The sequence below is a fragment of the Nonomuraea sp. NPDC049141 genome (genome assembly GCF_040648415.1).
GTDB lineage: Bacteria > Actinomycetota > Actinomycetes > Streptosporangiales > Streptosporangiaceae > Nonomuraea.
This window is the reverse complement of record NZ_JBEZDR010000009.1, coordinates 312,163-335,511: the sequence shown is the minus strand read 5'-3', so window position 1 is coordinate 335,511 and position 23,349 is coordinate 312,163. Positions and strand designations below refer to the sequence as shown.

Here is a 23,349-nt window from a genome sequence, read left to right as displayed (position 1 = left end):
TGGCGAGGTGCTCGACGGCATCTCCCTAACGGGTAAAAAGTGCGGGCCCCAGCGGAGTGCCCGGCTGATGCCGACAGCGGCGCGCCCGGGTGTCTGGGAGGCGCTCTCAACGGGTGACAGACCACCGCGAAAAGATCAAGAAGGCCGCTTACCTGATCGGGAAGCGGCCTTTGAGCTGGTGGGCGATACTGGGATCGAACCAGTGACCTCTTCGGTGTGAACGAAGCGCTCTCCCGCTGAGCTAATCGCCCGCCCTGCGGCCCCTTGCGGCGCCGACGGGAAAACCATACCGCACTCCGGGACTGGTCGCGAAGCGGCGGGAGGCGCAGGTGAGGATTCGGGGAAAGGGTGCGGTTGCCCATCGGTGCGACGGCTCGTTGGCATACCATCGTCGTGTTCCGGTAGGTGCCGATCGTGATCTTTTCTCAAGGAACGTTCTTGGTGGGCCCGTCGGAACAGGCTCCACGAAGCGCAAAACCCTTGTAAATACGACCCGATTCATGCTGTTTAGCCAGGTAGATGCCTAAATGTCCAGCTGTGATGTGCGTTACAGAAGGGCCTAGGAGCGGAATCTTTCCTACAGGTTTCTTCGTTCCGCGTGATAGCTCAGGACGAAGTCCGTCAGAGCAGTGATAGCCCCGAAGAGGGGACCTTCGACGAAAAGGTTTGGCTGACGATGAACAGCACCACCGTCTCCGCCGAGCTTGGCCTTCGGCTTGTGGTCCCCGACCGTACTACCGTCCCCCTGCTCGCCGGACTGAGCTACACAGCCGACGACCCATACGCCATCCGCATGGCCTTCCACGTAGGGAACGACGAACCGGTCGAGTGGATCTTTGCCCGAGAGTTGCTGACAGTCGGCATCGTGAGACGCGTCGGCGACGGCGACGTGCAGGTATGGCCCGCACGCGCCGACGGCGAACGCACCCTGCACATCAGCCTGACGTCACCGTTCGGGCAGGCACTGTTCGAAGTGCCGCTGGCGCCGTTGACCGAGTTCCTCCACCGCACCTACGAGAAGGTGCCGGCCGGCCGCGAGACCGACTTCATGGATCTCGACGCCGAGCTCACGAACATGCTCTGGCCGTCCTGACACCCCACAAACCCCTTTTTGATCTTTTACGGCTCAGCACGGTGGGCCCCACCCGCCGTACGGGGCTGAGATCTGTCCAGGGGCACGCTTCTCCGGTGGAGCGGGTTTCGCGCCGTGACGAGCGCGTTCTTGGCCCCGGTCCGGGGATTGGGCCGGCGTTTGTGATCTAGGCCGCCCCCCATCGGGTTCCCGCCGCCGCCCTGTGGGGGCGCATTCGCCCGACCGAGGGATGGACCAGTCCGGTCTGGGACCTCCAAGGCGGCGTGTTCACCGCCGACCGCGGCACGCTCGACGTCCATTACCTGACGACCGCTCCCGGCAACACGCAGAACATCTCGTACTGGCCTGCGAGCGGGGAAGCGTGGCTGGTCAACGAATTCCGCGGCGACCATGACGGCGTATACGCGAGCGATCGCCTGGTGCCGGCGTTGAGCTGCCCGAACCTCAGCTGCTGACGCCAAGAACGGCACGCCCTCTGACTCTCCGTCGCGGGCCTGGTGCGGCCCGCCGTGGCGGCGGGCCACGATGCAGAGGGTATGTCGGGTTTCTGGAGGTTTGCTGGGACTATTGGGGTATCGAGGCCAGCGCCGCTTTCATTCTCGTAATCTCGATGTTCTGGCCCGAGTAGACGTCTTTCGCCACGCGTCGCATCTGCTGGTCCGTGCCGGTGGAGCGTTCTTCGTCGGCCATCTTCAGGGCGCCGCCGTGGTGTCTGATCATGAGTTGCAGGAACAGGCGGTCGAAGGCGGCCGCGCGGGCCGTGCGCAGGGCGTTCATCTCCTCCAGGGTGGCCATGCCGTAGCCCTCGGGGCCGTGGGCGTGGTCGGCGGGTACCGGGCGGCCGAGGGAGGCGAGCCAGGAGGACATGGCGATGATCTCGGGACGCTGGGCGCTGGCGATCTGGTCGGCGAAGCGGCGTACGGACGGTGTCGTCGTACGGTCCTTGACCAGGCCGGTCATCTCCAAAGCCTGCCGGTGGTGCGGGATCATGCCTTCGGCGAAGCGGACGTCGGCGGCGGCCGGGGCGGGCGGCGGCTGGCCGAGGCGTTCGCCGGGCGTGGCCGTGCGCGCGGGGGTGCCCGGGCCCTGTGGGACGATCACCGGAGCGTCGGTGCCGATCGCGGACGGCTGTTCCGGCTCCCGGGCGCACGCCGACAGCGCGGGCAGCACGAGTGCCGTCGAGACTGTGACGATGAGCGCACGCGACCGGGACATCACTGACATAGCTTCCATACTGAGCCACGAACGAGAGGGATAGCGCGTGATCTTCGGAAAGGTACGGGGGGCGGTGGTGTGCGCGGCGGTGTTGCTGGTGGCCGCGTGCAGCGCCGGGCCGCAGGCGGGTCCGCGAGGGGAGGATCCCTCCGGAGACGCGGGCGAGCCCGTCAACACCTCCCAGCCGACCGGTGACGCGAAGACGAGCCCGAACGTCAAAAGGGTCGCGCACATGCCCCGCACGGCGCCGCTCGACGGCGCCATGGACTGGAACACCGACCTGGCCTTCCAGGGCGACTACGCGTACGTGGGCAACTTCGGCGGGTTCTCGATCTACGACATCAGCGACCCGGCCAAGCCGAAGACGGTCAGCCAGGTCGACTGCCCGGCGGAGCAGAACGACGTCTCGATCTACGGCGACCTGCTGATCCTGTCGATCGACGAGCCGCGCAGCGACGAGAGCTGCGCCTCCACGACGAAGAGCCACCACTGGGAAGGGCTGCGGATCTTCGACGTCAGCGACAAGAAGAACCCGAAGTACGTCTCGGCCGTCGCGACCGACTGCGGGTCGCACACGCACACGATGATCCCCGACGGGGAGACGCTGTACGTGTACGTGTCCTCGCCCGGCCCCGAGCCGGAGTCGGAGACCTGCCCGCCGCCGCACGAACTCCTCCAGGTGGTGGAGATCCCCACCAAGGACCCCAAGGCCGCCAAGGTCGTGGCCAGGCCGAACTTCTTCCCGGACCGCGAGGAGACGGGTGCCGGGTGCCACGACATCACGGCGTACCCGGAGAAGAAGCTGGCGGCGGCCGCGTGCTTCGGCGACGGCGTGCTGCTCGACATCTCCGACCCGGTCAACCCCAAGGTGCTGCAGCAGATACGCGACGAGGAGAACTTCCAGCTCTGGCATTCGGCGACGTTCAACAACGACGCGACCAAGGTGGTGTTCGGCGACGAGCTGGGCGGCGGCTCCGCGCCGACCTGCGACCGGGACACGCCGCGGACCAAGGGCGCGGACGCGATCTACGACCTCGTGAACGGCAGGCTGGAGCGGCGCGGCTACTTCAAGATCCCGCGCGAGCAGGAGGAGAACGAGAACTGCGTCGCCCACAACGGCTCGCTCCTCCCGGTGCCGGGCAAGGACATCATGGTCCAGTCGTGGTACCAGGGCGGCGTGTCGATCTGGGACTTCACCGACTCCGCCAACCCCAAGGAGATCGGCTACTTCGACCCGGTGCCGTACGACGGGGTCGCGGGCTCCTGGTCGGCCTACTACTACAACGGCTACATCTACTCCAGCGACATCCGCGGCGGCCTGGACGTCATCGAGATCGACGACCCGCTGACCGACCCGGCCAAGCAGGTCAAGATGGATGACTTCAACGTGCAGACCCAGAAGTCCTACTGAGGTGCCGTGATGCTCCCCGCCCGCCAGTTGGCGTAGGTGGTGACGAAGGAGGAGGCCACCCGGCCGGTCTCGTTGAACGCGCGCCAGGACAGGTCGAAGAAGATCGGCCTGTCGCGCGCGTCCAGCTTCAGCTTCCAGGTGAGCTGGGTGTCGGCGAGCTCGTCGGCGGTCCACCCGCCGGTGATCTCCGAGATCTTCTGCTGGACGATCCGCGGTCCCCTGGTGGTCACCAGGGACCCGGAGTACGTCCGCGCCTCCCCGCTGATCCGCGGCGTCACGCTGATCACGTCGAGCAGGACGCCGACCCCGGCGGTCACGGGGAGCATCTCGGCGAAGTAGAGCGCGTCCGACGTCTCCTTTCCGGTCACCGGCTTGCCGTCGAGGTAGACCTTCGGCTTGTCGGCGCTCTCTATGACGATCACCTGCCGGGTGTCGCCGACCGACTCGACCCGCATGTTGAAGTCCGTGGTCATGTTGTCGGTCGCGTCGAAGACGAGCTGGCCTCGGGCCTCGCCGTAGAAGGAGCTCTGGCTCAGGCCGCCCTCGTAGGTGAAGTCGGCCAGCGGCGTCACGATGGTCGCCGCCTCTATGGCCGCGACCAGCTCCGCGGGCTTCGCGGGAGGCGCGCTGACCGCGGGCTCGGGCGTGCCGGATGTGCTCGGCCCCGGCGAGCCGGTGGCGGCGGCCGTGGTGATGTTCGCGCGGCCGGCCGAGCGCGCCCAGAGCAGCGCCCCGGTGACCACCAGACCCGTCGCCGCGAGGCCCGCCCCGGTCAGCACGTTCCTGCGCGCCATCAGCACCCGGGTGGCGGTGATCGTCGGCGCCTCCGGCTCCACCGCGCCGGTAGCCGCCGGCGTGCCCTGTCCCATCGCGCCGGGGGCCGCGAGCGCACTCTGTTCCAGCACTTCGGTGGTCGCCGACGCACCCTGTTCGAGCACTTCGGTGACCGCGAGCGCACCCTGTTCCAGCACGTCGGACTCCCCCGCGCGCCGGTCCTCGCCGAGCAGCTCCAGCAGGACGTCGCGCGCCGTGGGACGGGCGGCGGGGGCCTTGGCCAGGCAGCGCGCCACGATCCCGCGCAGCGGCTCCGGCAGGTCGCCCAGGCCGGGCTCGGCCTGGAGGATCCGGTAGGCGACCGCGGCGATCGTGTCGTCGCCGAACGGCGGCCGTCCCGTGGCCGCGTACGCCATCGTGGAGCCCCAGGCGAACACGTCGCCGGCCGCCCCGACCGGCCCGTCGCCGAACTGCTCGGGCGCCATGTAGGGCGGTGTCCCGGCCATCCCGCCCTTGGTCGCGGTGAGGTCGGCGAGCCGGGCGATGCCGAAGTCGATGACCCGCGGCCCGTCCTTGGCCATCAGCACGTTGCCCGGCTTGAAGTCGCGGTGCACCACGCCCGCCCGATGGATGGCGGTCAGCGCGGTGGCCGTGCTGATGGCCAGCCGGATGAGGTCCGCGCCACGCAGGGGCGCGACGTCGGCCAGGGACGGGCCGTCGATGTACTCGCTCACGACGTAGGGCGGGTCGTAGCCGAGGTCGGCGGTGATCACCCGGGCCGTGCAGAATTCGGCGACCTGCCTGGCGGCGGCGAGCTCCCGCTGGGCCGTACGGTCGATGCCCGCCCTGCCCCCCGCCATCGCCTTGATCGCCACCTGCTCACCATCGGGACCCGTGCCGAGGTAGACGACGCCCTGACCGCCCTGGCCGAGACGGCCGGTGATCAGGTAGTCGCCGAGCCGCGGCGGATCGCCCGGCCGGAGCGCACCGGCAGCCACCTGATCAGGGGTTGAGGTCGGCGGCGGCGTGCTCGGCGAAGATCCGCATCGCCTTCGCGGTGATCGGCCCCGGCGCCACCGGCAGCTCGGTCTCGTCGACCAGCCTGATCGGCTGGATGTCGCGGGTGGTGGAGGTGAGGAACGCCTCCTCGGCGGTGTACAGGGCCGACATCGGTACGTCGGTCTCCTCGCCGCCGCACCATTGGAGCACCAGCGCCCTGGTGACGCCGGCCAGGCAACCGGACTCGAGCGTCGGCGTCAGCAGCCGCCCGTCGCGGACGATGAAGATGTTGGAGCCGGTGCCCTCGCACAGGTTGCCCGCGAGGTTGCCGAAGATGGCCTCGCCGCCGCCGCGCGCCTTGGCGTAGGCCAGGGCCTTGGCGTTGTCGCCGTAGGAGGTGCTCTTGACGCCGGACAGGGCGCCGAGCTCGTTGCGCGGCCAGGGGACGACGGTGACGTTCGCGGTGCCGGGGAACGGCTTCTGCTCGTCGACGATCACGACCGAGGTGGTGCCCTGGTCACCGCGGTCGGAGCCGAGGGGGCCCGGGCCGCTGGTGTAGGTGACGCGGATGCGGCCGAGCGGCCAGTCGGGGGCGGCGGCCAGGCACTTGCCGATGCCGTCGGCGATGGCCTCGAGGTCGGGCGCGGGCAGGTCCATGCGCTGCGCCGACAGCGCGAGCCGGTCGAGGTGCCTGGTGAGCGCGAACGACTCGCCGTGCACGATCTTGATGGTCTCGAAGACGCCGTCGCCGACCATCAACCCGTGGTCGAACACCGAGACGGTCGCGGCCGCGGGGTCGAGCAGCTCCCCGTTGACCCAGACAGGGATAGTCATCTATTTCCTCCTGAGGATGCCAGTGCGATGAGCCTGGACGCCTTCAGCTCGGTCTCGAGCCATTCACGCCGGGGATCGCTGCCCCAGGTTATGCCCGCGCCCGTGCCGAAGCGGATCTCGCCGGCGGAGATCCAGAATGTCCGGATGCCCACGGCCAGCGCCGCCCTGCGACGGTCGGCGTCGACCCAGCCCACTGCTCCACAGTATGGCCCGCGCGGCTCCGGTTCGAGCTCATTGATGATCCGCGACGCGGACGATTTGGGGGCGCCGGTGACCGAGCCGGGCGGGAACGTCGCCGCGAACAGCTCCGGCCAGCCCGCCCCCGGCGCGAGCCTGGCCCGTACGGTCGACACGAGGTGGACCAGCCCGGGATGCTCCTCGACGGCGCAGAGCGACGGCACCTCGACGGAGCCGACGGCGGCGACCCGGCCGAGGTCGTTGCGGACCAGGTCGACGATCATGACGTTCTCGGCGTAGTCCTTCTCCAGCAGGTCGTCCGCGGTCACGCCGGTGCCCTTGATCGGCCTGGACTCGACCAGGTCCCCGTCACGCGACAGGTACAGCTCGGGCGAGGCCGACACCACGCTCAGCCCGGGCACCTGGACGACGGCCGCGTAGGGGGCCGGGTTGCCGACGGCCAGGCGGGCCGCCAGGGCCAGCGGGTCGGCGTCGTGCGGCACCGGCGCGGTCAGGACGCGGCAGAGGTTCGCCTGGTAGACCTCGCCCTGCTCGATGTAGTCGCGGATGGCCTGGACACCGCGCTCGTAGGCGGCCTGATCGAGGGAGCTGTGCCACCGGTCGGGCGCGGGCCCGTGCCAGGCGGTCCTGGGCGTGGGCAGGGGTGCCGGCCGTACGTGGTCGAACCGGGCGCACGTCACCTTGCCCTCGTAGCCGACCACCACCGCCCACCAGCCGTCGCCGTCGAGGGCGGCGAGGTCGGTCGTCAGGTCGCGCAGGCCGGTGGCAAGGAGGTTGCCTACACGGGCGAAGCCGTCGTACACACCTGCCATTCTCCCAGCAATCGGACGAACTCCTGCGCGGACGCCAAAGGCGCCTCGGGCAGGGCCGCGTAGACCTTCCGCGCGGGGGCCAGCCCGCGCAGGGGCCGCAACACCAGATCCGCCGGTACGGCCCGCGCCGCCAGCTCCGGCACCAGCGTCACCCCGAGCCCGGCGGCGACGAAGCCGAACTTCCCCGTCCATTCCGCGACCCGCAGCCCGCTGCGCGGCGTGAACCCGGCGGCGGCGCAGGCGGTGACCAGCAACGTCGGCTGCCCGCGCGGCGCGGCCTCGATCCACGTCTCGTCGGCCAGGTCGCGCAGGTCCACGTCGGGCTCCGCGGCCAGCCGGTGCGACCGCGGCAGCGCCACCAGCAGCCGGTCCTCGCGCAGCGGCACGACCCGGTCGCATTCGGCGGCCAGCCCCGCGGGGTAGTCGCTGATCACCGCGACGTCCAGCGCTCCCGCCCGCAGCCGCTCGATCAACCGGGCCGTCAGCCCCTCGACCAGCCGCAGGCCGACCTCCGGCCGCCGCTCGGCGAACCGTTTGAGCGTCATGGGCACGAGATCGACGTTGGCCGTGGCGAACGCGCCGACCCGCAGCGTGCCGCCGCTGCCGCCGTGGATCGCGGCCAGTTCCTCACTCGCGCGTTCGAGCCGGTCGAGCACGGCGATGGCGTGCCGGTGCAGCGCCACGCCGGCCGGTGTCAGTCGTACGCCCCTGGCCAGCCGTTCGAAGAGCGGCCCTCCGGTGGCCCGCTCCAGGGCGGCGACGCGCCGGGAGACCGCCGACTGGGTGTATCCGAACAGCTCGGCGGCCGCGGTGAAGGAGCCGCTCCTGGCCACCTCGTCGAAGAGGCGGAGCGCTCCGGTGTCGAAGGCATTCATATCTGTCATGGCTGGTATGCAATCTAGTCGCTGGCGGAATGCCTCGCCTATCGCTTAACTGAACAGGTGATTGCATTTCTAGGACAGGGACGCATGGGCGTCCCGATGGCCCGGCGGCTCATCGAGGCCGGGCACAAGGTGACGACATGGCGGCGCGGGACCGGGGTCACGGTCGCCGAGGCGGTGGCCGGCGCGGAGCTGGTCATCACGATGCTGCGCGACCCGGCCGCCGTGCGCGAGGTGCTGACGGCCGCGCTGCCCGGGCTGCGGCCCGACGCGACGGTGGTGGAGATGTCCACGATCGGCCCGGACGCGATCCAGGAGCTGCGCGCGCTGCTGCCCGCCTCTGTCAGGCTCGTGGACGCGCCCGTGCTGGGCAGCGTCGCTCCGGCGGCCGACGGCACGCTGACCGTGCTGGCGGGCGGCGACCTGTCGGGGCTGCGCGACGTGCTGCCGGTGTTCGGCACGGTACGCGAGTGCGGGCCGCTGGGGGCGGGCGCGGCGATGAAGATCGCCGTCATGAGCGCCCTCGTGCCGGCCCAGGTGCTGATCGCGGAGACGTACGCGTACGGCGAGGCGCACGGGGTGGACCGCGACGCGCTGGCCGACGTGCTGTCGGGCACTCCCCTGGGCGTCCTGGCCGAACGGCTGCGGGCGCCCGCCCCCGAGACCCGCTACGCGCTCGGTCTGGCGGCCAAGGACCTGGCCCTGGCGGCCTGGCCGGACGCCGCGCTCGCCGCCGCGGCACGCAAGCGCCTGCAGGAGGCCGAGGCGGCCGGGCTCGGCGACCAGGACGTGACGGCGATCGCCACGTACGTGGGCGGGCGGGCCGCGCACCGGGCCGTGCCGGTCAATCCCGCGACCGTTCCGGCCACGAACGGCTTTTACTCCCATGCCGTACGGGTCGGCGACATGCTGTACGTCTCCGGGCAGGCGGCCTTCGACTCGCGCGGGGAGGTGGTCGGGGCGGGGGACATGACGGTGCAGGCCGAGCACGTGTTCCAGTGCCTGGCGCGGATCCTCGCGGATCAGGGGGCGGGGTTCGAGGATGTGGTGTTCGTCCGGACGTACCTCACGAACATGGACGATCGTGTCGCGTACGGGCAGGTGCGCCGGAAGTACTTCCCGGGGACGCCGCCCGCGAGCACGACCGTGGAGGTGTCGAAGCTGTTCATGCCCGGGTTGCTGCTGGAGGTGGACGCGATCGTCGCACTGCCGTAGCGCGGGCCGCCGTACGCGGCTCGCGCTACGCGCCGACGCCCGCGGCCGAGACCGCGGGCGGCGTACGGCGGGCTGAAATATCGCGAAAAATTACGCCAGGGGGCCGGTGACGGACTCGGCGGCGGTGACCACGCCGCCCTCGGCGACCAGGCGGACGGCGGACTCGATCTCCGGTGCCAGGAAGCGGTCGGGGCCGGGGCCCGGGACGGTCTCGCGCAGCGCCCGCACCACCGCGCCGGTGGCGGGGGCGGGCTCCAGCGGGGCGCGCAGGTCGAGGGCGCGGGCGGCGGTGAGCACCTCGACGGCCAGCACCCTGGTGAGGCCGTCGACCGACTTGCGCAGCTTGCGGGCCGCCGACCAGCCCATCGAGACGTGGTCCTCCTGCATGGCCGAGCTGGGGATCGAGTCCACGCTGGCGGGCGCGGCCAGCCGCTTGAGCTCGGAGACGATGGCCGCCTGGGTGTACTGGGCGATCATGTGGCCGGAGTCGACACCGGGATCGTCGGCCAGGAACGCCGGCAGGCCGTGGTTGCGCGCCACGTCCAGGAAGCGGTCGGTGCGGCGTTCGGACATCGAGGCCAGGTCGGCGGCGACGATGGCCAGGAAGTCCAGCACGTAGGCGACGGGGGCGCCGTGGAAGTTGCCGTTCGACTCGACGCGGCCGTCGGAGAGCACGGCGGGGTTGTCCACGGCACTGGCCAGCTCCCAGGTGGCCACGTTCGCGGCGTGGGTGATCGTGTCGCGGGCGGCTCCGGCCACCTGGGGAGCGCAGCGCAGGGAGTAGGCGTCCTGGACACGGGTGCACGCGGTCGGGTCGCGGTGACTCGCCATGATGCCCGAGTTATCCAGAATTTTCGTCATATTGGCGGCGGAGAGGGCCTGGCCCGGCTGCGGCCGGAGCGCCTGCAGCTCGGGGGCGAAGACGCGGTCGGTGCCCAGCAGCCCCTCGACGCTCATCGCGGCGCTCACGTCGGCGGTCCTGACGAGCCTGGTCAGGTCGTCGATGGCCAGGATGAGCATGCCGAGCATGCCGTCCGTGCCGTTGATGAGCGCGAGCCCCTCCTTCGCGGCGAGCTCGACGGGCTCGATGCCCGCCTGCTTGAGCGCCTCCTCCGCTGCGGTGACATTTCCGTACTTGTCGCGCACTACGCCCTCACCCATCAACGTGAGCGCCACGTGCGCCAGCGGCGCCAGGTCGCCGGAGCAGCCGAGGCTGCCGTACTCGTGCACGACCGGCGTGATGCCTTCGCTGATGAGCGCGGCCAGTGTCTTCGCGGTGGTCGGCCGGATGCCGGTGTGACCGGTGGCGAGCGTGTGCAGCCGCAGCAGCATGAGCGCGCGCACCACCTCGGTCTCGACCTCGGGGCCGTTGCCCGCGGCGTGACTGCGCACCAGCGAGCGCTGGAGCTGGGCGCGCAGCGCCGGGTCGATGTGCCGCGTGGCCAGCGCCCCGAACCCGGTCGAGATCCCGTAGGAGGGCACCGGGCTCTCGGCCAGCTCGTCGACGCGCTGACGGGCCGCGGAGATCGCGGCCATGGCGTCGTCGGTGAGCCGCACGGCGGCGCCGTGACGGGCCACCCTGATGACGTCGTCGAAGGTGAGGGGTTCAGGACCGACGTTCACGACTCCGTTGTCGCCCATGATGTGACTCTCTCGCTTAGGTAACCGGCGTATGCGATGTTAGCTCCTTACCGGAGAACAGCGCGGCCAGCCCCTCCTTGCCTTCGTCGGTCAGCACCACCGCCCGGGGAACCGTCCCCTGCCGGTACCACCCGCGCTCGAACAGCACGGCGGTCACCGCCGCGCCGAGAGCCCCGCCGAGATGGGCCCGCCGCTCGGTCCAGTCGAGGCATTCGGGGGCGAACCGGCGCCTGGCCTTCCGCACCCCCGCCACGTCCACCCCGAGCCGGCCCAGCAGCCGCTCGCCCTTGTCCGTGACCTCCTGGTTCACCAGGAACCCGCCCTGGACCAGCTGATCGAGCAGCGCCACCCCGGCCCGTCCGGCCAGGTGGTCGTAGCAGGTACGGGCCTCCTCCAGCAGCCTGGCCTGGCGCGACTGGCGCAGGGACCGGATGGGCGGCCGGGCGCTCACCCTGGCCAGCACCTCCAGCACCTCGGCGACCTCGTGCCCGGCCAGACGGTAGTAGCGGTGGCGGCCCTGGCGTACGACATCGACGAGCCGCCCGTCGAGCAGCCGGGACAGGTGCGCGCTCGCGGTGGCGGCGCTCACGCCGGAGAGCCGGGCGAGCTCCCCCGCGGCCAGCGCGCGACCGCCCAGCAGGGCGGTGAGGATGGCCGCCCTGGTCGGATCGGCTATGAGCGCCGCGACGGGCGCGATGTCGGAGTCGTGCGCGATGTATTCGGCGGCCATACCTGACGCTAACCCACGGACACTTCGCCGCCCGTCGAAGCATCGCCTCAGGGGGTGCCCGTCCCGCTCTTCACGGTGCCGCGGGCCAGCGCGAGCCCCAGCACGACCATGCCGAGGCCGAGGACGAAGTGCAGCCAGTTGTCGGCCGTGTTGACCGGCACGAAGTTGGCCGCGCTCGCCTGGTCGACGAACAGGCCGTAGAGCCACAGCAGCAGGTAGATCGCGCCACCGCCGATGAGGAAGTACCGGGCGCCCGACCAGGTGCGCGACAACACGATGCCGGCGATGCCGTAGATCAGGTGGACGATGTTGTGCAGGATGGAGACCTGGAAGATGCCCAGCAGCATCGCGCCGGAGTGGTGGCCGATGAACACCATGGCGCGGTAGCCGGTGGTGATGCCGGGAATGAATCCCAGCACGCCGGCCAGCAGGAACACCGCTCCTACGATGAGCGCCGCGACTTGCACGGCCGATCGTGCCGTCCCGGTGTGCGGGGTGTTCATGTTCGAAACCCTCCCCCGGTAGATTCTGGTTTTTCTCCGGCTACCCTCGTTGATGTCACGGAATGCTCTGCGGGCAGCCAAATCTCTCTGGGCTCCCGGGTGGGCCTAACCATGGAGGTCCCGTTGGCAGCAGGAGACGGCGTCGCACTGGTCACCGGAGCGTCCCGCGGCCTGGGCGCCGTGATCGCCCGCAGGCTGGGCGCCGACGGCCATACCGTGGCCGTCAACTACCGCTCCGAGCGCGAGACCGCCCAGCAGGTGGCCGCGAGCATCCGCGCCGCCGGTGGATCCGCCGAGGCGTTCGCCGGCGACGTCACCGACGAGACCTCGACGGCCGAACTGGTCGCCCAGGTCACCGACCGGCTGGGCCCCGTGGAGGTGCTGGTGCTCAACGCGACCGGCCCGCAGCCGAAGGTCGCGTTCGAGGATCTCACCTGGCAGACGCACCTGGACCAGCTCCACTTCTTCGTCAAGAGCCCCACGCTCCTCCTACAGGCTGCGCTGCCGGGCATGAAGGCGCGGGGCGGAGGCCGCGTGATCCAGATCGGCTCGGACATCGTGGACCGCGCCCTGCCTGGCATGTCCGCCTACATCGCCGCGAAAGCCGCCCAGTTCGAGCTCACCCGGGCGTGGGCCCGCGAGCTGGGACCGTACGGCGTCACGGTGAACCTGGTCGCGCCCGGTTTCATCCCCGTCGAACGGCACGCCGAGATCGGCGCGGAGGAGCTCGCGACGTACCGGGCGCACGTCCCGCTCGGCCGGATGGGCACGCCGGACGACGTGGCGGGCGCGGTGTCCTTCCTGGCCTCGGACGCGGCGGCGTTCGTCACCGGCGAACGCATCACCGTCAACGGCGGCCACACCATCGGCTGACCGCCATCGAGGAACCCCGCACAAGCGGCCCCTCTCTTGCGCCGACCCAATCAGCGGCTCCACCGTCGCGACCGCACAGGGACGACCACGCTTAGACGCCGGCCCAACCATTACTCGGCCACGATCGACCACATGACGGACAAACCCACGCTCATCATCACCGAAGCGACAGACAACGTCGCAGCGACGGACAACCCCGCCCTGCTCGTCGCCGAAGCGGTCGGCCGCTGTCTCACCCTCGCCGAAACCTGGCTCGCCTGGGACGGCACCCCCATCGTCACCGACGGCGCGAACCTGTGGACCCCGGCCAAAGCCGTACGCCGCGTCCAGGACCACCTCATCGACCACCTCGCCGAGGTCGAGGCGCTCCTGGCGGGCGCCACCCCGCAGGAGGACCACTGGCACGGCCGCATGGTGACGCTGGACGCCGACTGGGCCCGCTTCACCGAACTCGACCTGGCCGAGGCCCGCTCCCGCTGGACCCGCCTGGGCCAGGCGTACGTGAACCGCTACGCCACGGCCCCGGACGCCTGGGACCTGCCCCGCTCCCCCAACTGGACCCTGCGCGAGATCGCCGAGCACGTGGCCGGGATCACCTGGTACGCCGAACAGGTGGGAACACTCCGGTTTGGGGACTCGGCCAGGATTCGCTAGAGTTCTCTCGTCACCGCACACCAGCGGAGACGACGCGGAAGTGGCTCAGTGGTAGAGCATCACCTTGCCAAGGTGAGGGTCGCGGGTTCGAATCCCGTCTTCCGCTCGGAGCTTCCGGCTCGGTGGAGTGGCCGAGAGGCGAGGCAGCGGCCTGCAAAGCCGTCTACACGGGTTCAAATCCCGTCTCCACCTCCAAGGACGATTAGCTCAGCGGGAGAGCGCTTCCCTGACACGGAAGAGGTCACTGGTTCAATCCCAGTATCGTCCACCACACTGGTTTGACAGGCCCCAGCTCACGGCACATGCCGGGAGACTGGGGCTTTTCGCTGTTCGCGGGCCCTGTCAGCCTGCTGACCTCGCACGGAGTTGATCGGCTTCCGAGGCGCGGTCAGGCTGGGTCGGGCGCGCAGGCGGTTTCGTGGGGCCGTCCGTCCTCGACCCTCGCGATCGGTTCACCGACGAGGTCTTGCAACGCGCCCTTCAGAGCGGTCCGCAGCGAAGGGGCGAGGTCGGCCAGGAGCCGGTCCTCTATCGCTTCGATGTCACTGCGGGCGGCTTTGAGGGCGCGGCTCCCTTCGGGGGTGACCTCGATGATGCGCGCTCTGCGGTCGGCGGGGTCCGGCCGGCGCCGCACCAGGCCGGCGCCCTCCAGCTCGTCGAGGATGAGGACCAGCTTGCTCTTGTCGACCGACACGGCCTGGGCGAGGACGAGCTGGGTGCGGGCGGGGACTTCGACGATCGCCATCAACACCGTGTAGCCCCACAGCGTCATGCCGTGCTCGCGCACGGCCGCCGTCTCGGCCGTGGCCAGACCCTGCTTCAGCCGCGCGAACAGCCAGTGCAGGTCCTGGTGCAACCAGCTGCCGGGCGAGCCGTCGGGGTCGGGAGAGATGGCCATGGCAGCATGATAGCAAGCCGAGATGTTCTTGACTCACAACTATCTTGCTCTATATTGATTGTGAATCCAGATCATCTTGAATGTGAGGCAAATCTTGTGACGCATCTTCTGCATCTGGACGCCAGCGGACGCAGCGACTCCTTCTCGCGCAGGCTCGGCGGAACCTTCGTGACCGAGTGGCGGGCCACCCATCCCGATGGGAGCTACACCTACCGCGACCTGGTGGCGGACCCGGTGCCGCCCATCGACGAGGACCGCGTCCACCTCGCCACCCAGTCATCCGTGAACGGGGTGCGCGACATCGAGGCCATGGACGAGGTCGCCGCCGGCGCTCCCGAGCTGGCCAGAAGCTGGGCGGCCACCCGCCCGCTGGTGGAGCAGCTGCTCGCGGCCGACGTCCTGCTCCTGGGCGTACCGATGTACAACTTCTCGGTGCCCGCCGCGCTCAAGGCGTGGATCGACCGCGTGACCCTGCCCTGGCTGCCGCTCAAGGGAAAGTCGGCCGTGGTGCTCAGCGCGCGCGGCGGGGGCTACGGGCCGGGCACGCCCCGCGAGCAGTTCGACTTCCAGGAGCCCTACCTGCGCGCCTACTTCTCCGTGCTCGGACTGGACGACGTGGAGTTCGTCCATGCCGAGCTCACCCACGCCACGGTCATGCCCTTCCTCGCGCAGTTCCGCGAGCAGCATGAGGCCTCCCACACCGCGGCGCTCAACGCGGTGCGCACCCTGGCGACCCGGGTGCGCGCCGAGACACCGTCCTGACCCTCCACCCGATCAGCGAAGACAAAGAGGACAACCATGAACACGGATCTCAACGGCCGCGTGGTCCTGATCACCGGCGCGTCGACCGGGATCGGCGCCGCTACCGCCCGCGCCTACGGGCGTGAAGGCGCCCGCGTGGCGATCACCTATCGCGACCACCCCGACAGCGCGGAGAAGGTGGCCGCCGATGTCGAGGCCGCCGGCGGGCAGGCGCACCTCGTCCGGCTCGACCTTGAGGACCTGCCCACCATCGCTCACGCCGTCGCGAGCGTCGTCGAACACTGGGGCGGGATCGACGTCCTCGTCGCCAATGCCGTGCGCTGGGGCGGTGACGGGCCGCCCGACCCGAGCCTGCGGTTCGAAGACGTGCCACTGCAGGAGTGGGACGCGATGATCAGCGCCAACCTGATCGGAACGGCGGCCTCGGTCCACGCCGTCCTGCCGAGCATGCGCGCCAAGGGCTGGGGCCGCATCGTGCTGATCTCCTCGAGCGTCGCGGAGGAGGGCCTGCCCGGACCCGGCCCGTACGGGACCGCCAAGTCGGGCCTGTACGGCCTCGCCCGCAGCCTGGCCTGGAACGGCGGCCGGGACGGGATCCTGGTCAACGTCGTGGCGCCGGGCTTCACCCTGACCGACAGCCGCCCCGACATCCCGGCGTTCGTCACCGACGCCCTCGCCGCCGCCACCCCCACGCACCGGCTCTCCCACGCAGGCGACGTGGCCAACCTCATCGTCTTCCTGGGCTCGGGAGCCAATGGCAACCTCACCGGCGAGGTGATCCGGGACGGCTCCGCCGCCGCACGCGCACCACACATCGGCGGATAGCACCTGGCACCACGTGAATCCGCTCCCCGTCCGGCTGCGCGGGCAGGGAGCGGACCTGTCGGCTCCTCCAGTGGAGAGGCCGCTGCGTTGCCCCAGTTTGGCAGCGCAAAGACAGAAACTTGACGATTAGTCAACACGGTTGTCATGACCGCTTCATATCCTCGATGAGATGGATAAGCCGACAGGGATCGCCGGGTCGGTTGTGCTCGCCGCCCTCACCTTGACCGCTTCCGCCGTCGGCCTGAGCGGCACCGCGATATTGACCCGCGACGACGTGCCCGAAAACCCGCCGATCACCGCGTCCATCTCCGGCTCGGGTTCGAGCGCGCAGAAGGGCGCGATGGACGCCTGGCGCGCCGAGTTCCAGCGGGTCCACCCCGACCTTCGGGTGGACTACCAGGCCAACGGGTCAGGCGCCGGCATCCGCGACTTCATCGCGGGCACCACGGCGTTCGCCGGCTCAGATGTCGCGATGCAACCCCGCGAACAGGCGCTGGCCGACAGGCGCTGCGGCAGCCGCGCGGTGCACCTGCCGATGCTGGTCGGCCCCATCGCCTTGGCCTACAACCTGCCGTCCACGCCAGATCTGAAGCTCTCGCCCGCCACCCTGACCGGCATCTTCAGCGGGCGGATCACCACCTGGGACGCCTCGGAGATCGCGGCCGACAACCGCGGCAGGCGTCTGCCGCACGTCGGCATCCGGCTCGTCCACCGCTCCGACGAGTCGGGCACGACCCACAACTTCACCACCTATCTCAAGGCGGCGGGCGGCTGGCCGTACCAGCCATCGAGGAAGTGGCCCGCGCCCAGGCAGGGTGTCGCGAGCTCCTCTGGAATCACCCAGGCCGTCCAGCGCACCACCGGTTCCATCGGGTACGTGGAGTATGGGTTCGCCAGCAATGCCCGCCTGAACACCGCCAAGGTGCGCAACGCCGCCGGCCAGTTCGTCGCGCTCTCCCCCCAAAGTGCCACCAGAGCCCTGGAAGGCGCCCGGATCGTCGGCGAGAACGGCGATCTGGTGGTGGAGTTCGACTACCTGACCAGAAGCAGGGACGCCTACCCCATCATCATGATCACCTACGAGATCACCTGCTCCAAGAACTCCGACCCGCTGGTACGCACCTTCCTGCGCTACACCGCGGGCGACGGCGGCCAGTCCTACCTGTCCTTGTACGGCTACGCCCCGCTCCCGCACGATCTCCTCGCCAAGGTACGCGCACGGCTCGGCGTCCCAAGCTGAACGAAGGAGCCGAGGCCGACATCAGGAAGGTGTTCGCCCTGATCTCCGGCCGCGTCTGAGCGGTCGGGTTCGCCTCCCGTGGCGCCGGTCGTCGGCCGGCCAGCGGCCGGTCGCCTCGCGGACGCCGCGTGCGCCGGCGCGTTGAACGGCCGCCTTCACCAGGCCGAAGACGGCGCCCTGCAGCATGGCGGACACCAGCACCTGCCGCCAGGTGTAGTCCGGGTCGTCGGCGTCAGGAGTCGCATCCTCCCGCGCGATGATCTTCCACGCCTGCTTGAACAGCAGGCCGGCGATCAGCCCGCCCAGCACGCCGAACAGCAGTGACAGCGGTTTGTACAGCAGCGTCATCGCACCTCATCCCGTTTCCACCCCCCTGCCCCTCAAAGCCCGCAGCATGCACCCGCGACATTGATGAGATGCACTCATGTTTGGGCCTTGTTGCTGGGGCGTAGGCGGCGGATGCTGACGGCAGGCCCCCCAGCCGCGTGAGGTGTCCATGATGCGCCGCCGATCCATCGCCGTCGTCCTCCTCCTGCTGACCGCCTCGCTGATCTCTCCGGGGGGCAGATCGTCAGCGGCATCCGATGTACGCGGGTTCGTCGACGCGCACAGTCACCTGTTCTCGTACGAGGCGTTCGGCGGCATGCTGCTGTGCGGCAAGCCGTTCGACCCCGCCGGCATCGCCCAGGCCCTGACGGACTGCCCTGACCACTATCCCCACGGCGAGCTGGCCTGGTTCGAGAACTTCACCCGGACCGGCTCCCCCACCGGCACCCACGACCCGGTGGGCTGGCCCACGTTCCGCGACTGGCCGGCGCACGACTCGCTGACCCACCAGCAGGCGTACTACACGTGGGTGGAGCGGGCCTGGCGCGGCGGGCTCCGGATCATGGTCAACGACCTGGTGGCCAACCGCCAGCTGTGCGCGATCTACCCGCTGCGGAAGAACTCCTGCGACGAGATGGCCACGCTCAGGCTGGAGGCGCAGCGGGCCACCGAGCTGCAGGACTACATCGACGCCCAGTACGGCGGGCCCGGACAGGGCTGGTTCAGGATCGTGCGCGACCCGGCCGAGGCCAGGCGGACGGTCGAGGCGGGCAAGCTCGCCGTCGTCCTGGGCGTCGAGACCTCCGAGCCGTTCGGCTGCCGCCAGATCCTCGGCCTCCCGCAGTGCACCCGGGCGCAGATCGACCGCGGGCTGGACGAGATGTACGCGCTCGGCGTGCGGAGCATGTTCGTCTGCCACAAGTACGACAACGCCCTGTGCGGGGTGCGCTTCGACTCCGGCACCCAGGGCGCCATCGTCAACCTGGGCAACCTGCTCAGCACCGGCTCCTTCTGGCAGGCGCGCACCTGCACCGGACCCGAGCACGACAATCCCATCGATCCCGGCGGCGTGCTGCCCGACCAGCTCGCCGGGCTGCTGCCTCCGGGGGTCTCGCTGCCGGTCTATCCCCCCGCGCCGCACTGCAACACCAAAGGGCTGACCGCCCTGGGCGAGTACATGGTCCAGGGAATGATCCGCCGGGGCATGCTGGTGGAGATCGACCACATGAGCGCGAAGGCCGCCGGCCGTACGCTCACCCTCCTCGAAGCGGCCGGCTACCCGGGCGTGATCTCCTCCCACAGCTGGGCAGACCCGAGCTACTTCGACCGGATCTACGCCCTTGGGGGGATGATCACCCAGTACGGGCACAACGCGCAGGACTTCGTCACGGAGTGGCGCCGCACCCAGCCGCTCAGGCAGGCGCACCAGATCCCCGGGTACGGCTACGGCCTGGACGTCAACGGCCTGGGCAAGCTCCCCGGACCCCGCGCCGGCAACTCCGCGAACCCGGTGACCTACCCCTTCGCCTCCTTCGACGGGAGCGTGACCCTGGACCGGCAGCGCACCGGCGACCGGGTCTGGGACGTCAACACGGACGGCGTCGCCAACTACGGCCTGGTGCCCGACTGGATCGAGGACATGCGGGTCATCGCCGGCCCGGACATCGTCCGGGACCTGGCCGCGGGCGCCGAGTCCTACCTGCGCACGTGGGCAGCCGCCACAGCCAGGCGCGCCCCATGACGGGGCGATCATCTTAGAGTGGTGGTCATGGACGCTGCCGTGCGGGTGACCATGACGGGCTCCGGCAACGCCTTCGGCGACGGTGGCCTGCTGCAGACCTGCCTGCACGTGCGGGCCGCGGGCCGTGACGGGGCGCTGCTCATCGACTGCGGAGCCACCGCCTTGACCGGTCTCAAACGCCTCGGGCACGAGCCGAACGACGTGTCGGTCGTGGCGATCTCCCACTTGCATGGCGACCATTTCGGCGGGCTGCCGTTCCTGATCCTGGACGGCCAGTTCAGGCGGCGGCTCCGGCCGTTGCACCTGGTGGGGCCGCCCGGTCTGGCCGCCCGCCTCGAACAGGCCATGGAGGTGTTCTTCCCGGGCTCGGCGTCGGTCGCCAGGCGGTTCGCGGTCGAGGTTCACGAGGTGGCGCCCGGATCGGCGGCGCACGTCGAGGGATACGAGGTCCGAGCGTTCGAAGCGGACCACGCGGCCGGCGCCGTCGCGCTGGCGCTGCGCGTCGGCGTCGCCGGCCGGACGATCGCGTACAGCGGTGACGGAGCCTGGACCGACACCCTGATCGACGTCGCCGACGGCGCGCACCTGTTCGTCTGCGAGGCGTACACCTTCGACCGGGCCGTGCCCTACCACCTGCACCTGCCGGACCTCATCGCCCACCTCGACCGGCTGCGCTGCGAGCGGCTGGTGCTCACGCACGCCGGCCCGCAGGTGCTGGGCAGACGTGCGGACCTGACGCTCGAGCTCGCCGAGGACGGCCTGGTCGTGGAGGTGTAGCCGGAGACTCAGGGCATCTTGTACTCCGCGGCCTTGCCGCAGTAGCTGACCCCGATCGGCGAGCTGCTGAACCGGCACACCTGGACGACCACGCGATCCATGGCGGTGACTCCCGCCGGATCCGACAGCGTGAAGGAGAGCGGGACCTGGGCGTCGTCCGCCTTGTAGGTCTCCGAGTCGACGAGGGTGGTGCCGTTGTAGGCGTTGAAGACGGCGGTGGAGTACATGCCGTCCCGGGTGCAGGGCGAGAGGTTGGCGTCGTCGGACAGGTACCCGTCGACCTTGACGGTCGGCCGGATCACGGGCCCCGTCAGCCAGTCCAGCGTCCCCTCTGTGATCCCGCGAAAGCATGAGTCGCCGGAGTCGGCGTAGAACGTCACCGCCGCCTGGGCCGACGCCACGGGCTGCACCGCCAGCAGACCTGCGGCGACCACGGCGCCCAGCGTCAGGAAAACAGATAAACGCATGAAATTTGACCTTCCCTGTTGATGGTGGATCCGGGCCTTCATCGTGAACGACAGACCTGCGATGCGCCACCCGCCCAGCCGGAGATCAGCTCGAAGCGACCTCTTGACAGGTGGCCTGGCCAGTGGAAGTCTGCGTCCAAGAAATTGGTCAGGCCACCTGGCAACTGCTCCTGTCTGGGGGATACGTGACGGCAGCCATACCCATGCGGGACTCGTTGGGCGAAGTGCTGGTTCCAGCGGACGCTCTGTACGGGGCGCACACGGCCCGCGCCGCGGAGAACTTCGCGATCCCCGGCCCCCGGCTGTGCGATCACCCCGAGCTGGTCCACGCGGTGGTGCACGTCAAGATCGCGGCGGCGCGCGCCAACGCCGAGCTGGGTGCAGTGGATCAGGCGGTCGCGGACGCGATCGTCGCCGCCGGGATGGAGGTGCTGGCCGGGCGGCACGACCGGCACTTCGTGCTCCCCATCCTGCAAGGCGGGGGTGGCACCTCGACGCACATGAACGTCAACGAGGTCCTGGCGCGCCGGGCGAGCCAGATCCTGCGAAACGCCGAGATCCACCCCAACGACCACGTGAACCGGGGTCAGTCCACCAACGACGTCATGCCGACGGCCATCGGGATCGCGGTCCACCCGGCCGCCATGGACGCGGTGGACGCGCTGAACCGGCTGCGGGAGGTGCTGCTCGCCAAGGCCCACGAGTACGACGAGCTCCAGCACCTGGGCCGTACCTGCCTGCAGGACGCGGTGCCGCTCCCGGTGAGCGCGGTGCACCGGTCCCAGGCGTACGGCATCGGCCAGGCGGTGGAGAATCTCGTCCTGACCGCGGAGCGGCTCCTCGCGGTCCCGCTGGGCGGGACGGCGGTGGGCACGGGGCTCGGCGCCGAGGACGGCTTCGCGGACCTGGCGGTACGGAACCTGGCCGCGGCCCTGGGAACGCCGGTACGCCGCGCGGAGGACCCGTACTACGGGCTGGCATCGCTGGAGTCGCTGGCGGCCGTGACGGAGGCGATGAGCCGGGCCGGCCGAGTCGTCGCCCGGGTCGCCACCGATCTGCGGCTCCTGGCCTCCGGGCCGGACGGCGGCATCGGCGAGGTGATCCTGCCCAGCATGCAGGCGGGTAGTTCGATCATGCCAGGCAAGATCAATCCGGTCATCCCTGAGCTGGCGATGCAGACCGCCTTCCAACTGGCCGGCGCGGCGACGACGGCCCATCTGGCGGTCAGCGCGGGCGAGCTGGAGGTCTCGGCGATGGCCCCGGTGGTCACCCTGAACCTGCTGACCGGGTTACCAGCGCTCAGCGCCGCCACGCGGATCTTCGCCGATCGCTGCGTCGCCGGCCTGTCCTGGAACGAGGCGGCGGTCGCACGCAATCTTCACGGCTCGCTCGCCCCGGCCGTGACCTCCGCCACCACCAACGGCTACGAGGCGGCCGCGCGAGACGCGTACGCGCACAGAGAGGCACCCGACCAGTGACCACCCCCACCGCGGCGCCACCGCTCGCGCCGCTCATCACCGACCCGCTCTTCGACGGGGTCACCGACCCGGTCCTGGTGCGCGACCCTGCCACGTCCACGTGGTGGTGCGTCTTCGCCCACCGCCGCGCCAACGTCCGCCTGTCCGGCCCCGCCTCCATCGGCAGGTGCCACGGGACGCCGCTCGGGCTCGCGTCCTCCGACGACCACGGCGCGAGCTGGCTCTACCGGGGAACCCTCGACCTGCCCATCGAGCCCGGGCACAACACCTTCTGGGGACCGGCGGTCGTCACCTCGGACGACGGCACGTATCACCTGTTCACCACCTTCATCCGGGGCGTGCCCGACGACCCGGCATGGGACACCCATGGCCGCCCCAGCCCGTGGCTGCGCCGGATCCACCATCTGAGCAGCACCGACCTGTGGACCTGGCGGCATCACGGGCGGCTGGATCTCGGCACGGACCACGCCGTGGACCCGTGCGTGGCGCGTACCCCCGACGGGCTGTGGACCCTGTGGTTCAAGGACGAGGCGGCGGGCGGGGCCCTGCGTTCGGTCAGCACCCAAGCGCTGGCGCCCGCGTCGTGGTCCGACCCGGTGACCGTGCTACCGCAGTGGCACGAGAGCCCGGTGGTGTTCCGGCTCGGCGGCTTCTGGTGGCTGGTCGCGGAGTCGCGGGCCGGCCTGACGTCATACCGGTCGGATGACGCACTGACCTGGGAGGAGAGCGGCGCGTTCGTCGCGACCTCGGGCAGCCGGACGGGGGATGGCGGGCCGGTCCGGTCCCCCGACGTGATCCCGGTCGGCGACTCGACCGCCTACCTCGTCTACTACACGCAGTCGGGACACGACAGCTTCGGCGACCAGGTCCCGACCTCCTCCCAGTCCTCCGTCGCCCAGGCGGCGCTCGTACGCGTCGAGGACGGGCGGCTGAGCTGCGACCGCGACGCCCCCTTCGATTTCAGACTCCCCTAGGTCCCAATCACCCACCATGACGTGCGC

At 70.3% G+C, this 23,349-nt stretch carries 24 protein-coding genes and 4 tRNA genes; 16 read left to right on the top strand and 12 right to left on the bottom strand.

The genetic code is table 11. The features are described 5' to 3' along the window. Positions 1-176 precede the first annotated feature (176 nt). Positions 177-251: transfer RNA gene (locus tag AB0B91_RS28280), tRNA-Val, on the bottom strand. A 425-nt stretch (positions 252-676) separates the two neighbouring features. Between AB0B91_RS28280 and AB0B91_RS28275 the strand changes: the two genes are divergently transcribed. Both AB0B91_RS28275 and AB0B91_RS28270 read left to right on the top strand, forming a co-directional pair. Continuing rightward, on the top strand, positions 677-1,093 hold the full coding sequence (locus tag AB0B91_RS28275) for an SsgA family sporulation/cell division regulator (protein WP_020547189.1): 417 nt from the start codon (positions 677-679) through the stop codon (positions 1,091-1,093). A 263-nt stretch (positions 1,094-1,356) separates the two neighbouring features. Next, positions 1,357-1,548 (top strand): hypothetical protein, encoded by a 192-nt coding sequence (locus AB0B91_RS28270; RefSeq protein ID WP_358325647.1) that lies wholly within the window; start codon positions 1,357-1,359, stop codon positions 1,546-1,548. A 109-nt stretch (positions 1,549-1,657) separates the two neighbouring features. On the opposite strand, the gene AB0B91_RS28265 is transcribed toward AB0B91_RS28270, so the two are convergent. Then, positions 1,658-2,317 (bottom strand): DUF305 domain-containing protein, encoded by a 660-nt coding sequence (locus AB0B91_RS28265; protein ID WP_358325644.1) that lies wholly within the window; start codon positions 2,315-2,317, stop codon positions 1,658-1,660. 37 nt (positions 2,318-2,354) lie between these two features. Here AB0B91_RS28265 and AB0B91_RS28260 point away from each other — a divergent pair, with 37 nt between their 5' ends. Next, entirely contained in the window at positions 2,355-3,719 is a 1,365-nt protein-coding gene (locus AB0B91_RS28260) for a hypothetical protein (protein WP_358325642.1), read from the top strand. On the opposite strand, the gene AB0B91_RS28255 is transcribed toward AB0B91_RS28260, so the two are convergent. The 4 genes from AB0B91_RS28255 to AB0B91_RS28240 are packed head-to-tail and all read right to left on the bottom strand — an operon-like array spanning position 3,713 to position 8,220. Next, complete coding sequence (locus AB0B91_RS28255) at positions 3,713-5,491, bottom strand: protein kinase (protein WP_358325639.1); 1,779 nt, start codon at positions 5,489-5,491, stop codon at positions 3,713-3,715. The genes AB0B91_RS28260 and AB0B91_RS28255 overlap by 7 nt on opposite strands. 4 nt (positions 5,492-5,495) lie before the next feature. After that, positions 5,496-6,326 (bottom strand): aminotransferase class IV, encoded by an 831-nt coding sequence (locus AB0B91_RS28250; RefSeq protein WP_358325637.1) that lies wholly within the window; start codon positions 6,324-6,326, stop codon positions 5,496-5,498. Beyond that, entirely contained in the window at positions 6,323-7,336 is a 1,014-nt protein-coding gene (locus tag AB0B91_RS28245) for a chorismate-binding protein (RefSeq protein ID WP_358325634.1), read from the bottom strand. The genes AB0B91_RS28250 and AB0B91_RS28245 overlap by 4 nt, the downstream gene beginning before the upstream one ends. Further along, entirely contained in the window at positions 7,303-8,220 is a 918-nt protein-coding gene (locus tag AB0B91_RS28240) for a LysR family transcriptional regulator (protein WP_358325632.1), read from the bottom strand. Before AB0B91_RS28240 ends, AB0B91_RS28245 begins: the two co-directional genes overlap by 34 nt. Before the next feature lie 57 nt (positions 8,221-8,277). Between AB0B91_RS28240 and AB0B91_RS28235 the strand changes: the two genes are divergently transcribed. Next, positions 8,278-9,432 (top strand): Rid family hydrolase, encoded by a 1,155-nt coding sequence (locus AB0B91_RS28235; RefSeq protein ID WP_358325629.1) that lies wholly within the window; start codon positions 8,278-8,280, stop codon positions 9,430-9,432. Between the two features lie 90 nt (positions 9,433-9,522). Here AB0B91_RS28235 and hutH read toward each other — a convergent pair whose 3' ends face one another. Genes hutH through AB0B91_RS28220 form a run of 3 tightly spaced genes read right to left on the bottom strand, consistent with a single transcriptional unit; the run spans position 9,523 to position 12,306 of the window. Next, complete coding sequence (hutH, locus tag AB0B91_RS28230; protein WP_358325627.1) at positions 9,523-11,073, bottom strand: histidine ammonia-lyase; 1,551 nt, start codon at positions 11,071-11,073, stop codon at positions 9,523-9,525. Positions 11,074-11,089: 16 nt separating this feature from the next. Next, positions 11,090-11,803 carry a helix-turn-helix transcriptional regulator gene (locus tag AB0B91_RS28225; RefSeq protein WP_358325624.1) on the bottom strand — a complete coding sequence of 238 codons (714 nt, stop codon included), beginning with the start codon at positions 11,801-11,803 and terminating at the stop codon, positions 11,090-11,092. A 47-nt stretch (positions 11,804-11,850) separates the two neighbouring features. Then, positions 11,851-12,306, bottom strand: coding sequence for a DUF4383 domain-containing protein (locus AB0B91_RS28220; protein WP_358325622.1), 456 nt, complete (start codon positions 12,304-12,306; stop codon positions 11,851-11,853). 123 nt (positions 12,307-12,429) lie between these two features. Here AB0B91_RS28220 and AB0B91_RS28215 point away from each other — a divergent pair, with 123 nt between their 5' ends. The 5 genes from AB0B91_RS28215 to AB0B91_RS28195 all read left to right on the top strand — a co-directional run bounded on the left by AB0B91_RS28215 (position 12,430) and on the right by AB0B91_RS28195 (position 14,104). Continuing rightward, positions 12,430-13,179: an SDR family oxidoreductase gene (locus AB0B91_RS28215; protein ID WP_358325619.1), complete on the top strand. Its 750-nt coding sequence runs from the start codon at positions 12,430-12,432 to the stop codon at positions 13,177-13,179. 132 nt (positions 13,180-13,311) lie between these two features. After that, positions 13,312-13,833: a hypothetical protein gene (locus AB0B91_RS28210; RefSeq protein ID WP_358325617.1), complete on the top strand. Its 522-nt coding sequence runs from the start codon at positions 13,312-13,314 to the stop codon at positions 13,831-13,833. A 34-nt stretch (positions 13,834-13,867) separates the two neighbouring features. Beyond that, positions 13,868-13,939 (top strand) — tRNA-Gly (locus tag AB0B91_RS28205). Between the two features lie 15 nt (positions 13,940-13,954). After that, positions 13,955-14,028, top strand: a tRNA-Cys gene (locus tag AB0B91_RS28200). Position 14,029: 1 nt separating this feature from the next. Continuing rightward, positions 14,030-14,104, top strand: a tRNA-Val gene (locus tag AB0B91_RS28195). 117 nt (positions 14,105-14,221) lie between these two features. Here AB0B91_RS28195 and AB0B91_RS28190 read toward each other — a convergent pair. Continuing rightward, entirely contained in the window at positions 14,222-14,731 is a 510-nt protein-coding gene (locus AB0B91_RS28190) for a MarR family winged helix-turn-helix transcriptional regulator (RefSeq protein ID WP_358325615.1), read from the bottom strand. A gap of 96 nt (positions 14,732-14,827) precedes the next feature. Here AB0B91_RS28190 and AB0B91_RS28185 point away from each other — a divergent pair, with 96 nt between their 5' ends. The 3 genes from AB0B91_RS28185 to pstS all read left to right on the top strand — a co-directional run bounded on the left by AB0B91_RS28185 (position 14,828) and on the right by pstS (position 17,558). Further along, positions 14,828-15,493: an NAD(P)H-dependent oxidoreductase gene (locus tag AB0B91_RS28185; RefSeq protein WP_358325613.1), complete on the top strand. Its 666-nt coding sequence runs from the start codon at positions 14,828-14,830 to the stop codon at positions 15,491-15,493. Positions 15,494-15,529: 36 nt separating this feature from the next. Then, positions 15,530-16,318 (top strand): SDR family NAD(P)-dependent oxidoreductase, encoded by a 789-nt coding sequence (locus tag AB0B91_RS28180; RefSeq protein ID WP_358325610.1) that lies wholly within the window; start codon positions 15,530-15,532, stop codon positions 16,316-16,318. A 169-nt stretch (positions 16,319-16,487) separates the two neighbouring features. After that, the gene (gene pstS / locus AB0B91_RS28175) at positions 16,488-17,558 is read left to right on the top strand and encodes a phosphate ABC transporter substrate-binding protein PstS (RefSeq protein WP_358325608.1); all 1,071 of its coding nucleotides are present in this window, start codon (positions 16,488-16,490) and stop codon (positions 17,556-17,558) included. A gap of 21 nt (positions 17,559-17,579) precedes the next feature. Here pstS and AB0B91_RS28170 read toward each other — a convergent pair whose 3' ends face one another. Beyond that, a complete protein-coding gene (locus AB0B91_RS28170; protein WP_358325605.1) occupies positions 17,580-17,906 on the bottom strand; it encodes a DUF4235 domain-containing protein in 327 nt (108 codons plus the stop codon). 151 nt (positions 17,907-18,057) lie between these two features. Here AB0B91_RS28170 and AB0B91_RS28165 point away from each other — a divergent pair, with 151 nt between their 5' ends. Then, the gene (locus AB0B91_RS28165) at positions 18,058-19,626 is read left to right on the top strand and encodes a Coagulation factor 5/8 type domain-containing protein (protein WP_358325602.1); all 1,569 of its coding nucleotides are present in this window, start codon (positions 18,058-18,060) and stop codon (positions 19,624-19,626) included. Positions 19,627-19,653: 27 nt separating this feature from the next. Then, positions 19,654-20,403 (top strand): MBL fold metallo-hydrolase, encoded by a 750-nt coding sequence (locus AB0B91_RS28160; protein WP_358325601.1) that lies wholly within the window; start codon positions 19,654-19,656, stop codon positions 20,401-20,403. An 8-nt stretch (positions 20,404-20,411) separates the two neighbouring features. On the opposite strand, the gene AB0B91_RS28155 is transcribed toward AB0B91_RS28160, so the two are convergent. Further along, on the bottom strand, positions 20,412-20,870 hold the full coding sequence (locus tag AB0B91_RS28155) for a hypothetical protein (RefSeq protein ID WP_358325598.1): 459 nt from the start codon (positions 20,868-20,870) through the stop codon (positions 20,412-20,414). 203 nt (positions 20,871-21,073) lie between these two features. On the opposite strand from AB0B91_RS28155, the gene AB0B91_RS28150 reads away from it, so the two are divergent. Both AB0B91_RS28150 and AB0B91_RS28145 read left to right on the top strand, forming a co-directional pair. Further along, on the top strand, positions 21,074-22,348 hold the full coding sequence (locus AB0B91_RS28150) for a lyase family protein (protein ID WP_358325595.1): 1,275 nt from the start codon (positions 21,074-21,076) through the stop codon (positions 22,346-22,348). Continuing rightward, positions 22,345-23,322, top strand: coding sequence for a hypothetical protein (locus tag AB0B91_RS28145; protein ID WP_358325592.1), 978 nt, complete (start codon positions 22,345-22,347; stop codon positions 23,320-23,322). Before AB0B91_RS28150 ends, AB0B91_RS28145 begins: the two co-directional genes overlap by 4 nt. Positions 23,323-23,349: the final 27 nt, after the last annotated feature.

Coding starts and splice junctions, on each gene's coding strand:
- pstS (WP_358325608.1), top strand. CDS start 16,488: ATGGATAAGCCGACAGGGATCGCCGGGTCGGTTGTGCTCGCCGCCCTC.
- AB0B91_RS28225 (WP_358325624.1), bottom strand. CDS start 11,803: ATGGCCGCCGAATACATCGCGCACGACTCCGACATCGCGCCCGTCGCG.
- AB0B91_RS28250 (WP_358325637.1), bottom strand. CDS start 6,326: ATGACTATCCCTGTCTGGGTCAACGGGGAGCTGCTCGACCCCGCGGCC.
- AB0B91_RS28150 (WP_358325595.1), top strand. CDS start 21,074: ATGCGGGACTCGTTGGGCGAAGTGCTGGTTCCAGCGGACGCTCTGTAC.
- AB0B91_RS28165 (WP_358325602.1), top strand. CDS start 18,058: ATGCGCCGCCGATCCATCGCCGTCGTCCTCCTCCTGCTGACCGCCTCG.
- AB0B91_RS28265 (WP_358325644.1), bottom strand. CDS start 2,317: ATGTCAGTGATGTCCCGGTCGCGTGCGCTCATCGTCACAGTCTCGACG.
- AB0B91_RS28210 (WP_358325617.1), top strand. CDS start 13,312: ATGACGGACAAACCCACGCTCATCATCACCGAAGCGACAGACAACGTC.
- AB0B91_RS28170 (WP_358325605.1), bottom strand. CDS start 17,906: ATGACGCTGCTGTACAAACCGCTGTCACTGCTGTTCGGCGTGCTGGGC.
- AB0B91_RS28220 (WP_358325622.1), bottom strand. CDS start 12,306: ATGAACACCCCGCACACCGGGACGGCACGATCGGCCGTGCAAGTCGCG.
- AB0B91_RS28155 (WP_358325598.1), bottom strand. CDS start 20,870: ATGCGTTTATCTGTTTTCCTGACGCTGGGCGCCGTGGTCGCCGCAGGT.
- AB0B91_RS28180 (WP_358325610.1), top strand. CDS start 15,530: ATGAACACGGATCTCAACGGCCGCGTGGTCCTGATCACCGGCGCGTCG.
- hutH (WP_358325627.1), bottom strand. CDS start 11,073: ATGGGCGACAACGGAGTCGTGAACGTCGGTCCTGAACCCCTCACCTTC.
- AB0B91_RS28245 (WP_358325634.1), bottom strand. CDS start 7,336: ATGGCAGGTGTGTACGACGGCTTCGCCCGTGTAGGCAACCTCCTTGCC.
- AB0B91_RS28190 (WP_358325615.1), bottom strand. CDS start 14,731: ATGGCCATCTCTCCCGACCCCGACGGCTCGCCCGGCAGCTGGTTGCAC.
- AB0B91_RS28240 (WP_358325632.1), bottom strand. CDS start 8,220: ATGACAGATATGAATGCCTTCGACACCGGAGCGCTCCGCCTCTTCGAC.
- AB0B91_RS28275 (WP_020547189.1), top strand. CDS start 677: ATGAACAGCACCACCGTCTCCGCCGAGCTTGGCCTTCGGCTTGTGGTC.
- AB0B91_RS28160 (WP_358325601.1), top strand. CDS start 19,654: ATGGACGCTGCCGTGCGGGTGACCATGACGGGCTCCGGCAACGCCTTC.